Annotated in this window: 5 protein-coding genes and 1 pseudogene; 5 read left to right on the forward strand and 1 reads right to left on the reverse strand. The window is 73.4% G+C overall.

The window, feature by feature from the left end:
- The first annotated feature begins 81 nt into the window (after window positions 1-81).
- From ACFPIJ_RS41475 to ACFPIJ_RS41495, 5 genes and pseudogenes are all read left to right on the forward strand, one after another.
- Window positions 82-3,048: an FtsX-like permease family protein gene (locus ACFPIJ_RS41475; protein ID WP_380124018.1), complete on the forward strand. Its 2,967-nt coding sequence runs from the start codon at window positions 82-84 to the stop codon at window positions 3,046-3,048.
- Window positions 3,045-6,059, forward strand: coding sequence for an FtsX-like permease family protein (locus tag ACFPIJ_RS41480; RefSeq protein ID WP_380124020.1), 3,015 nt, complete (start codon window positions 3,045-3,047; stop codon window positions 6,057-6,059). The genes ACFPIJ_RS41475 and ACFPIJ_RS41480 overlap by 4 nt, the downstream gene beginning before the upstream one ends.
- A gap of 13 nt (window positions 6,060-6,072) precedes the next feature.
- A complete protein-coding gene (locus ACFPIJ_RS41485; RefSeq protein WP_203846378.1) occupies window positions 6,073-6,945 on the forward strand; it encodes an ABC transporter ATP-binding protein in 873 nt (290 codons plus the stop codon).
- Between the two features lie 4 nt (window positions 6,946-6,949).
- On the forward strand, window positions 6,950-7,831 hold the full coding sequence (locus ACFPIJ_RS41490) for a tetratricopeptide repeat protein (protein ID WP_380124022.1): 882 nt from the start codon (window positions 6,950-6,952) through the stop codon (window positions 7,829-7,831).
- 11 nt (window positions 7,832-7,842) lie between these two features.
- A pseudogene (locus ACFPIJ_RS41495) lies at window positions 7,843-8,743 on the forward strand (arginase family protein); the annotation flags it as partial.
- Window positions 8,744-10,119: 1,376 nt separating this feature from the next.
- Here ACFPIJ_RS41495 and ACFPIJ_RS41500 read toward each other — a convergent pair.
- Window positions 10,120-12,009: a penicillin-binding transpeptidase domain-containing protein gene (locus tag ACFPIJ_RS41500; protein WP_380124024.1), complete on the reverse strand. Its 1,890-nt coding sequence runs from the start codon at window positions 12,007-12,009 to the stop codon at window positions 10,120-10,122.
- Between the last annotated feature and the right edge of the window lie 88 nt (window positions 12,010-12,097).

A 12,097-nucleotide genomic window follows, 5' to 3' on the forward strand; every position in this document is an offset into this window, starting at 1 on the left:
GCCGGTTACCGAATCGAGATGCAACCGGCCCCCTCCCCGGTTGGTCTTCCTACGAACGACCTTGACCACGGGGGAGGGGCCTTGCTGGCACTCGTGCTCGCAGCGCTGCGGGCCCGGCGGACGCAGGCGATGACGTTGCTGCTGCTGAGCACGCTCGCCGCGGCCGCCGCGGCCGCCGCGCCCTGGTACGTCCTGGCGTCCACCGAACGCATCGCCACCCGCCATGTGGAGTCCGCGCCGATCCAGGAGCGGGCCCTCGAGACCGTCGGCGAGGGTGCGATCGAGGGTGGCTCCGTCGCGGCGCACCTGGAGGCCAACGCCCTGCTCACCCAGTCGGTCGTGGAGCTGGGCGGGTTCACCACCTACACGCAGGCGTACCTGGTCGGCTCGCTGCTGGCCGCGGCGCCACCGGGCGACGGCCGCAACGTCGGCGCGAGGCGCGAGACCGACTCGCCGCTGACGCTGCGCACCGGCGCGTGCGAGCACGCCACGATCGAGGGGCGCTGCGCCACCGCCGCGAACGAGGTGATGCTCAGCTACCGCACCGCCCACTGGCTGGGCGCCAAACCGGGCGACACGGTCTCCTTCGAGGCGACCGACGTCCTCGGCACGGCCCAGTTCACCGTCGTCGGGATCTACCGGCCGGTCGACCCGGCCGACCCGTTCTGGAGCAGCAACGCCCAGCTGATCGCGGCCGACCTGCCCACCGGCGCGCCGCCGGAGATCACCGAGCCGGTCGACGACGCGATCCTGGCCGGCCCTGCCGTCTTCGACCAGATGAAGCCCGAGAAGCTGCGCTTCGTCGTCGACATGGTCGCCGAGCCGAAGCTCTTCGTCGACAACTCCCCCTCGGAGGTCCGCGCGTTCCTCGACGCGGCGACGGTCAAGGCGGCCAACAACCGGCTCACGATGTACACCAGCATCTACTCCACCGTCGAGCGGGTCGAGCGGGACCGGCAGCTGCTCAGCCTCGGTGTCCCCGTGGGCGCGTTCCAGCTGCTCCTGCTGTGCTGGTTCGCGCTGTACCTGGCGGTGAAGTACACCGGCGACGAGCGCCGCCCGGACGTCGGGCTGGTCAAGCTGCGCGGCGCGACCCGCGGCCGCACCTGGGCGCTCGTCGGCGGCCAGAGCGCGGTGCCGATGCTGGCCGGGGCGGTGCTCGGGCTCCCGCTCGGGTATCTGGTGGCGACCGCGGTCACCGGCGCGATCGACGACCCCGCGGTCGTCTCGCAGGCCGCGTCGCTGTCCGTCGGCGCGGTGGCCGTCGCCGTGGTCGGCGCGCTGCTGGCCGCGCTGCTCGCCGAGCGGCGCTCGCTGGGTGCGACGGTCGCCGAACTGCTGCGGCAGGCCCCCGGCAGGGCCCGTGCGTGGCGGGACCTGTTCGACCTGGTGCTGGTGATCGTCGCGGGCATCGCCGTGTACCAGGTGAAGCACCGTGCCTCCGGGGACACGGCCGGGCTCGCCCTGCTGGCACCCGGCCTCGCCGCGCTCGCCTGCGCGCTGGTCGCGTCCCGGGCGATCACGGCGGTCGCCGGCCGGCTGGTCGAGGGCGCGCTGCGGCACGGCCGACCGGCCCGCGCGCTCACCGCCATCTACCTGGCCCGCCGCCCCGGTGTGCACCGGCTCGCGGCGCTCATGATCGTGACGGTCGCGCTGCTCGGCACGTCGTTCCTCACCTGGGACGCCGGGCAGCGCGCCGGGCGCACCCGGGCCGAGCTGGAGGTCGGCGCCGACCGGGTGCTCACCGTCCGCGCCGAGAACCGGCTCGCCCTGCTCAACGCGGTCCGCGCCGCCGACCCGTCCGGCCGGCAGGCGATGGCGGTCGTGCAGTCGCTGCGCTCCGGCCAGGACCGGGTGCTGCTCGTGGACAGCCCGCGCCTGCCCGCCGTGGCCACCTGGCGCCCCGAGTACGGGATGACCGCCGAGCAGGCCGCCGCCGCACTGCACCCCGAGGCGCCGGCCCCGGTCATGGTCACCGGCGGCGAGCTGACGTTCGACCTCGACGTGCGGATGACCAAGCCGGAGTCCGGCCGGACCCTCTTCTTCGAGGCAGTGCTCGCCGAACCGGGCGGCGACCGGCTGGTGGCCCGGGTCGGCCCGCTCGTGGAGGGCGCCGCGGTGCTGAAGACCCCGGTGCCCGCCTGCGCCACGGCGCCGGGGTGCCGGCTGAGCTCGCTGGCGATCACCCAGAGCACCCTCGAGCAGAAGGTGTTCTTCGCCGCGCGCCCCGGCATCGACGTCACCGTCCGGGGGGTGACGGCCGGGTCGCCGGTCCTCGGCGCCGACGCCCTGGCCGACCGGGCCCGATGGCGTCTCGCCGTCTCGCCGGCGCCACCCAACCTCATCGTCACGCCGACCGCCGCCGGGCTGATGCTGCGGGTCGCGCCGATCCGGCCCGGCCCGGCGTCCGACGCCGGCGTCTACCCGATCGACACGCCCGCGCCGATCGCCACGATCCGGGCCAAGCGGCTGCAGCAGCGCATCGCCGGCGATCAGCGGGTCACCTACGGCTCGGCGTCGATCTCCGAGCGCATCGTGGGCACGGCGACGCGCCTGCCCCGCCTCGGCGACCAGGGCGTGCTCGTCGACCTCGAGTACGCCGACCGGCTCGGCGCCGACTTCGGCGCGGGCGAGTCGCTACAGGTCTGGCTCGCGCCCGGCGCGCCACGCGACATCGTCGACCGGCTGCGGCAGCAGGGGCTGATCGTGCAGGGCGAGGAGTCCATCGACACCGTCGCCGCCCGGTACGCCTCCTTCGGGCCGCCGCTGACCCTGCAGTTCATGCTGCTGTCGGCGGTGATCGGGATCGCGCTCGCGATCGGCTCCGCCTCGGTGGTCGCCGCCGTTGAGCGCCGGCCCAGGGCGGCGGAGCTCAACGCGCTGCGGATCCAGGGTGCACCCGCCCGCGTCGTGCAGCGGGTGGCCGCCGAGGGGTACCTCATTCTCGTCGGCGTCTCGATCGTCGTCGGACTGCTGCTCGTCGTGCTCATCCGCACCTACATCGGTGACGTCCTGCCGTACTTCGCAGATGGATGGAAGACGCCATGATCGGGCTCGTGCTGTCGATGATCCGGGCCCGGCCCGGGCAGGCCGTCACCGCGTTCGTCCTGGCCATGCTCGCCATGGCGGCCGCGGTGAGCGCGCCCGTCTACATCACCACCGCCGACCGTGCCGTGGTCGCGAGCGAGGTCGCCGCAGCGCCCGTCAACGAGCTGGTCGTGCAGGCCCGCCGCGAGACGAACGCCGGCGACCGGGCCTTCGAGGACCTCGCGCCGAAGGTCTTCGTCTTCCCCGGCTTCTCCACCGTCTTCAGCGCCGAGACCAACGCCTACCTGCAGAGCCCGGTGGAGGGCGTCGAAGCGATCGCGCCGCGGTTCGTGTATCGCGACGACGCGTGCGGGCACGTCCGGGTCGTCGAGGGCCGCTGCTTCATCAGCCAGAGCGAGATCATCCTCAGCAAGCCCACACTCGACCAGCTCAAGATCAAGGTAGGCGCCGTCCTGGGCGTCGACTGGGCCACGTTCGACGCCGAGGGCCAGGAGTGGGTGCCGCTCGGCAAGCCCACGTCGATGTCGGTCGTCGGCGCGTACGAGCCGATCGACGCGGCCGAGCAGTACTGGGCGGACTTCGGCTACTTCGACGACCGGCCGTCCGCCCGGCGGGTCACCGCCCCGGTCCTCGCCAACCGGCTCTCGCTGGAGTCGATCGAGCGGATGACCGAGCGCCAGGCCCTCGACGTCGTCATCGACCACGCCGCGATCACCGGGGACAGCCTCCTCGCGATCAACGGCGCCATCGAGAGCGGCCGGGCCCAGCTCGCCGGCCTGTCCGGGTCGCCGACGGTCAAGGCGGACCTGCCGCACCTGCTGGGCCGCATCGAGCACGACCGGAGCCTGGTCGCCCAGGTCGTGCCGGTCGGCGCGGTGCCGCTCGTGCTGCTGTGCTGGTTCGTGCTGTTCGTCGCCGTCGCCTCGGCGACCGCCGAACGCCGGCTCGAGCTCGGCCTGATGTCCCTGCGCGGGGTCACCTTCCCGCGCCGCTGGTGGCTCGCCGCGGGCGAGAGCATCGTGCCGATCCTCCTCGGCGCCGCCGCCGGCTACGTCCTCGGCCACTACCTCGTCCGGCTCGCCGCCTGGCTGCTGCTGGGCTCCAGCGGCGACGTGCCGCTCTCTGAGGGCGCCAACCTGTGGGCCCTCATCGCCCTCGCCGGTGCCGTGAGCGCGGCGGCCCTCGCCCAGCGGGCCGAGCTCGCCAAGAAGACCATCGACCTGCTGCGCAACGTGCCCAGCCGGCTGTCCCGCTGGGGCGCGCCGGTGTTCGAGGTGGCCGTGGTGGTCCTCGCCGTCGTCGCGGTGCTGCAACTGCGGGAGGGCGACAGCGGGCTCACCGGCTTCGCGATCTTCGGGCCGTCGCTGGTGGTCATCGCGTTCGGGCTGCTCGCCGCCCGCGGTGTGCTGCCACTCGCCGAACGCAACGGCCGGCGGGCCCTGCGCCGTGGCCGGATCGGGCCGACGCTCGCCGCGTATGCGATGGCCCGCCGCCCGGGCAGCCAGCGCACCCTCGCCCTGTTCGTGATCGCGATCGCCCTCGCCTGCTTCGCGGCGACCGCGGCAACCGCCTCCGACGACAACCGTGACCTGCGGATCCGGGTCGAGCTCGGGGCCGACCGGGTCCTCACCGTCGAGCCGGTCAGCCGCACCGAGCTGCTCAGCAAGGTCCGGGCGCTGGACCCCGCCGGCGACTTCGCCATGGCCACGGCGATGCTGCCGAAGGCCGAGGACCCGGCGGTCCCGCGGGTGCTCGGCGTCGACAGCGAACGCCTCGCCAAGGTCGCGCTGTGGAACGACTCCCGACTCACCGCCGCCGAGGCCGCCGCCCTGCTGCGGCCCGACGTCCCCCGGGACAGCATCATCGTGGACAACAAGGACGTGACCCTCGACATCACCGTCAACAAGCTCGTCGACGCGTTCCGGGTCAGGTTCGTCATGGTCGTGATCCCGCTGGACGGGTCGGCCGCGGGCGAGGTCGACTTCGGCGCGCCGCAGCTGGGCCGCCGCACGTACATCAGGAACCTCCCGATGTGCGTGAACAAGTGCCGCCTCGCCGCGCTGCGGATCAGGCAGCCGGAGGACCGCGGCTTCGACGCCACGATCACCCTGCACTCCATGGCCCAGCGGGGCGAGACCATCACCGACTTCAGCGACGGCGAGCAGTGGCGGGTCCCGGAGACCCCCGGGCCCGTGCTGATGGTGCCCGAGCTCACCTCCGCCGACGGCGGGCTGCGCATGAACGTGTCCGGTTACAAGGGCGCCGACGTCGCGTTCACGCTCATGCCGACGGATGCGCCGTCGCCGATGCCGGTCGTCATGGCCCGGGCTGCCAGCATGGGCGACCACATGGCCGGCTTCGACGGGTCCAGGATCGTCGCCAAGACCGTCGGCGAGGCCGGCCAGATCCCCCGCATGGGATCCAAGGGCGGCATCGTCGACCTCGACTACGCCGAGCGGCTCTCCTCCGGCGGCGCGGACACGATCAGCCCGCAGATCTGGCTGAACGCGAAGGCGCCCGCCGACATCCTCGACCGGGTCGAGGCGCAGGGCCTGCACGTCATGACCGACCAGCGGATCGGCCCGCTGCGGGCCGCCCTCGACGAGCAGGGCCCGGCGGTCGCGCTGCGCTTCCACGAGCTCGCGGCCGGCCTCGCCGTCCTGCTCGCCGGCGGCGCGATGTGGCTCGTCACCGCCCTGGACCGGCAGCGCCGCGGCGGCGAGCTGCGGGCCCTGCGGGCGCAGGGCGTGGCCCGCCGGGACGCGTCCGCCAACGGCTACCTGGCGCTGGTCGGCACCGCGGCGGTCATCGGGCCCTTCGCCGCTCTGGCAAGCTGGCTCCTGGTGCGCGAACATCTTCCGGTGTTCACCGACGACCCCGACACCTTCCCGGTGCCGATCTGGCCGTCGCCGCTCCCGGTGGCCGTCGCCTGGGCGGCGGCCGTGCTGACCCTCGCCGGCGTGGCCCTCCTAGCCGGCGCCCGACTCCGTGCCGCGACCAGACAGCGATAAAAGGGGACTGCTCATGAACGGGTTGGCGGTGGCCTGCCGGCGGGTCGTGCACATCTACCGGGCCGAGGCGGGCGACGTCGTGGCGCTCGCCGGTGTCGACCTGTCGATCGGGCCGGGGGAGACCCTGGCCCTGGTCGGGCCGTCCGGCTCCGGCAAGTCGACGCTGATCGCGCTGCTCGCCGGGCTCATGCGCCCGTCGGCCGGCCGGGTCAACATCGGCACGTACGACATGGGCAAGCTGTCCGACGGTGAGATCGCCCGCCTCCGCGGCACCGAGATCGGCGTGGTGCTGCAGGGCGCCGCCCGCAACCTGCTGCCCTACGCGACGCTGCACCGCAACATCTGGCTGGCCCAGCGGCGCGCCGCCCGCACCGAGGGCATCAAGCTCGACGACCCGGACCGCATCCTCGACCTGGTGGGACTGCCCGGCCTCGGCCGCTCCCGCATCGAGGAGCTCGCTCCCGGCGCCCGCCAGCGCGCCGCGCTCGCCGTCGGCATCGCCGCCGGACCCGGCCTGCTGCTCGTCGACGAGCCGACCAGCCAGCTCGACACCGCCGGCCGCGACGAGGTCCTCGAGGCCCTCGAAACGGTCAACCAGGAGCGCAACACCACGATCGTCGTCGTCACGCACGACGGCGACGTCGGCACCCGCCTCGGCCGCGCCGTGACCATCCGCGACGGCCGCGTCGGCGCCGAAGGCCGCGACGGCCAGGACTTCGCCGTGGTCGCCGGGGACGGCACCGTCCAGCTGCCGCCCGAGGTCCTCGGCGACTTCCCGCCCGGCACCCTCTTCACCGTCGAGCACATCGACGGCGCCGTCACACTGGTGGCGGGTGGATCCGACCGGTCACTTGCGGCGGACCACTTGGGGCACGTGCAAAACTAGCTCCATGAGCGACCCAAGGCAGACCCAGTCGATCTTCACCCGCGGGGCGGTGGACCTCGGCGCCCTGGCCCGGAGCAATCAGGCCGCGGCGCAGCGATCTGCTCAGCCTGCCGCCGCGCCGAGCTCCGCGTTCGTGTTCGACGTCACCGAGACCAACTTCCAGGACGCCGTCCTGCAGCGTTCGGTCAACACCCCGGTCGTCCTCGACTTCTACGTGGAGGGCAGCCAGCCGCACCAGCAGTTCTCGCCGCTGCTGGAGAAGCTCGCCGGCGACGGTGAGGGCACCTGGCTGCTCGGCCGCGTCGACATCGAGGCCAATCCGCGGCTTGCCCAGATGTTCCGCATCCAGGGCATCCCGTTCGTCGTCGCGATCGTCGGCGGGCAGCCCGTCGACGCGTTCAACCAGATGCTGCCCGAGAATCACCTGCGCCAGTGGATCGACGCGGTCCTCAAGGCCGCCGGCGTCGAGGTCCAGCGCGGCGACGACCCGCGCCTGCTGGCCGCCGACGACTCCCTCATGGACGGCGACCTCGACGGTGCCGAGCTGGCATACAAGCAGATCCTGGCCGACACGCCGGCGGACCCGATCGCCGAGTCCGGCCTCGCCCAGGTCGCCCTGCTGCGCCGGACCTCGGGGCTGGACCCCGCGGCCGTCCTGGCGGCGGCCGGGGATGACGTCCCCTCCCAGCTGCTCGCCGCCGACATCGAGGTGCTGACCGGCCAGGCCGACCTCGCCTACAAGCGCCTCATCGACCTTGTCCGCCGCACCCCCGGCGACGAACGCGAGACGGTGCGCAAACACCTCGTCTCGCTGTTCACCGTCGCGGGGCCCGACGACCCCGCGGTCGCCAAGGCCCGCCGGGCGCTGGCGAGCGCGCTCTTCTGAGCCGGGGCGGGATGCGCCGGATCGCCGTCGTCGACGCACCGAGCAACCTGGGGTTGCGGCCACCGACCGCAACCTCGGTCCCCGGCTGCGCGAAAGCCCCCGGCGCTCTGCGCGACAGCGGCCTGCTGGCCCGGCTGGGCGCCCGCGACGCGGGGTGCATCACCCCGCCGCGCTACGACCCGGCCGGCTGGCAGCCCGGCGACGGCGTCGCCCAGGCCGACGAGATCGCGGTGTTCGTCCGCCGGCTGGCCGACCGGATCGGCTCGGTCCTCGCCGCCGGCGACTTCCCGGTCATCCTCGGCGGCGACTGCTCGATCCTGCTCGGTGCCGGGCTGGCGATGCGGCGGTACTCCGCCGATCTCGCCGGCCGGGTCGGCCTGGTCTACGTCGACGGCCACTCCGACTTCCGCCACGAGGGCAACGCGTCGTATGTCGGGGCCGCCGGCGGGGAGGCCCTGGCGCTGGCCACCGGCCGCGGGCAGAGCAACCTCGCCTCGATCGAGCAGCGCCGGCCCTACTTCCGCGACGTCGACGTGGTCCTGCTCGGCATCCGCACCCACGACGAATACCGCCTCGACCTGCAGGCCGCCGGCATCGTCGCCCGCGCGGTGCCGGAGCTGCGCTCCCACGGCGCCGCCCGCTCCGCGCAGTGGGCCCGCGACCAGCTGCGCGACTGCGCCGGCTTCTGGGTCCACGTCGACGTCGACGTGCTCGACCCGGCGGTCATGCCGGCGGTCGACGCCCCCGACGTCGGCGGGATCGCCTACCGGGAGCTGGAGATCCTGCTCAGCGGGCTGGTCAGCGACCCGCGCTGCGTGGGTGTCCAGGTCACCGTCTTCGACCCCGACTACGACCCCGACGGGCAGTACGCCCGGGAGGTCACCGACGTCCTCGTCGCCGGCCTCGAGCCCCTCGTGACGTCCTCCGCCCTGGCCGCCGCCGACCTCACCCCGGTGGTGTCCGCCCCGCCGGTGCAGGCACCGGCCACCGGCGGGCCGGCGTTCGCGCGCCCGCCGGTGTTCGAGCCGGTGCCGGTGCCGGAGCCGGCGTCCGCGCCGGTGCCGGTGTTCGAGCCCGTGCAGGTGCCGGAGCCGGCGTCCGCGCCGGTGTTCGAGCCTGCGCCGGTGTCGGAGGCTGTCTCCGCGCCGGTGTCCGAGCCGGTCGGGGAGCAGGCGGACGAGGCGGCTGCCGTGGCGGCCGGCGCTGCCGTCGACGACCCGGCCGGTGACTCTCCCGACGCTCCGGTCGACGGTTCCGACCCTCCGGCCGACGATGCCGACGTCGAATGGGCCGCTGGTCCGGTCGGCGACGACCCGGCCGGCCAGGTCACCGATGCGGCGGCCGGCTCCGATGCCCCCTCGCAGGGCGAGCCCGTCGATCCGGAAGCGCTTCCTGCCGACGCCGGAGCGGGTCTTGCTGCCGACGCCGGAGCAGGCCTTTCTGCCGACGCTGCTGGCGGCCTTCCTGGCGGCCTGCCGGACGGCGTTGCTGACGGTCCGGGTGAGCCGCAGGACGAGCCGGCGGATGACCCGGCCGATGACCTGGCGGCGTTCCCCGATCTCACCGAGCCGTTGGTCGATGCCTCCGCGGGCGCCTCGCCCGCCGGCAGCGCACCGGGCGGTGCCGCCGAGGATCACGAGCTGGAGCTGCCGCCGGTCGCCTGGGTCGATGTGCGGACCGGTGCGGTGGTCGACCTCGCCGCGGACCGGGGCGCCGGCCGGGCGGGGCAGGCCGAGACGCCCCGGCTTCCCGCGTACAGCCGTGGCGCTGTGATCGGCATCACCACCCGCAAGCCGATCGACCTCGACGAGGTGGCGTCCGCCGGTCCTGCGGACGACGGCTGGGTCACCGTCGGCGGGCCGGACGCGGTGGGCGAGCCGCCCGCCGGCCCGGACCAGCCCGCCGACCAGCCCGCCGACCAGCCCGCCGCCGAGCTGGCTGCCGCCGCCGAGGGTGGTGGTGCGGCGCTACCGTTCGGGCGCCCCGGGCGCAAGAGCCGCCGGGCGCCCCGGCTGGCGTTGACGCTCGCGCCGACCTCGGCACCGCCGGCCTCGGGTCGCCTCGCCCGCCGCGCCGACGCGCCGGACGACGCGCCCGGCCAGGACCGGGATGGTGCCGTGCCGTTCGTGCCGGCGCAGAGCCGGACACCCCGTGAGCCGGTGGAGCCGCCAGAGTCGCCGTTGACGGATGTGGTGCCTGCCGCGCGTACACCGGACGAAGAGCGGACACCGAAACAGCGATGAAAACGGCCCCACCCGCCGACGGCGGGTGGGGCCGCGTGCTGTGGGTCAGCCGATGGTCTGGAAGAACTTCCCGGCGATCGGGACGGCCGCCGCGGTGCTGGCGCCGCCGTTCTCGACGAAGACGCAGAAGGCGATGTCGCCGCGGTACCCCATGAACCAGGAGTGCGTGTGCGCCGGGTCGTTGTCGTATTCGGCGGTGCCGGTCTTGCCCCGCAGGTCGCCGGGGAGGTTCTTGAGCTGGTCGGCGGTGCCGGAGGTGACGACCTCGCGCATCATCTGCCGCAACGCGTCCAGGGAGGCCTGGTTGAGCTGCGGGCCGTCGGCCGCCGGGCTCTTCGGGGCGGGGTCGAGCACGAGCTGCGGCTGCTTCCACTGGCCGCGGGCGATCGCGGCGGCGGCGCCGGCGAGCGCGACCGGCGAGGAGAGCGTGGTGCCCTGCCCGAACGCGGCCGCGGCCTGCTCGGACTTGGAGCCGTTCGCGGAGACCTTGCCGGTGAAGACGTCGACGCCGAGGTCCCACGGGATGCCGATGCCGACGCTCTGCGCGGTCTTGGCGAGGCCGTCCGGGGCGAGCTGCGGGGCGAGGGACGCGAACGCGGTGTTGCACGACTTCGCGAAGTCGACCCGGAACGGGACGTTGCCGAGCTCCATGTCGTGGGAGTTCTTGAACGTGCGGCCGTCGACGGTGAGGTTCTTCGGGCAGGGGACCACGGTCTCGCCGGTCGTGCCCTTGTCGAGCACGCCGAGCGCGGTGATCGTCTTGAACGTGGAGCCGGGCGGGGTCTGCCCGACCAGCGCGAAGTTGTTGCCGGCCGCGCCGGGGCCGTTGGCGACCGCGACGATCGAGTTGTCGCTGACGCGGATCGCGACGAGGGCGGAACGGCGGGTGTCGAGGGCGAGGGCCGCCTCGGCCGCGTTCTGGATGTTGACGTCGAGGGTGAGCTTGATCGCCGCGCCCGGTGCCGCCTCGGTGGTGAAGAGCTTCTTGTCCGGGGTACCGGTGGGCATCGGCACCACGACGGAGACGCCCGGTTTGCCCTGCAGGGCCGTGTCGTACCGCTGCTGCAGCCCGGACAGGCCGACGACGTCGCCGACCTTGTACTTGCCGGGGTTCTTGTCCATGATCTCCTTGGTCACCTCGCCGGACGTGCCGATCAGGGCACGGGCGAACTGGGCCGAGGGACCGAGGGTCTGCGTCGAGTTGCGGGTGACGACGCCCGGGGTCGAGTTGAGCTTGTTGGCAATCTGGTCGTAGACCTCCTTGCGCAGCGTCACGACCTCGACGAACGCGTCGGGCTTCGCGGCCTTCACCTTGTTCGGCAGGCCGGACAGGTCGACCTGGACCTTCGCCGCGGTGAACGCGTCACCGAGGTTCTTCACCACGATGTTGATGTCGGTGACCGAGCGTGGCTGCACGCCGATGATGACCACGGGCTTGCTGCTCACGATCGGCTGGCCGGAGCCGTCGAGAATGCTGCCGCGGGGACCCGCCGACTTGCGCACGGCGATCTTGTCGGTGGCCTCCAGCGTCGGGTTGATGGTCTTGACGCCCCAGACGACGGTCCACTGCTTGTCGATGCGCCTGGCGTTGACCGTGGTGTCGTACTCCCAGGTCGATCCGGCGACCGGCCACTTGACCGTCACCACGGCGCTGGCCTCGTCCTTCTTGACGGCGGGCGCGCCCTTGATCGCCAGCTTGGGCGGCGTCGCGGCGAGGTCACCGGCGACCGTGGTCCACAGCTTCTGCGCCGCGTCGCCACTGAGCGCTTTGCCGTCCGTGCCCACGAACTTCATCCCGGCGATGTTGCCCTGCTCCCACGCGGCGAGGAACGTCTTCAGCGCGTCGTCCGGTGGCTTGCTGGAGCAGGCTGGCAGGGCACCCAGCAGCGTCAGCCCGGCGAGGAGGGCGATCATGCGACGAAATGAAACGGCCATGGGGGCGATTCTGCGTCATGAAAGCCACGATCCGCACGCCCCAAGATCGGAAAAGTTGGACAATTGGTATATGGGCGTACTGGTCGAT

The organism is Dactylosporangium cerinum, assembly GCF_042653625.1.
In the GTDB taxonomy this organism is placed as follows: domain Bacteria; phylum Actinomycetota; class Actinomycetes; order Mycobacteriales; family Micromonosporaceae; genus Dactylosporangium; species Dactylosporangium cerinum.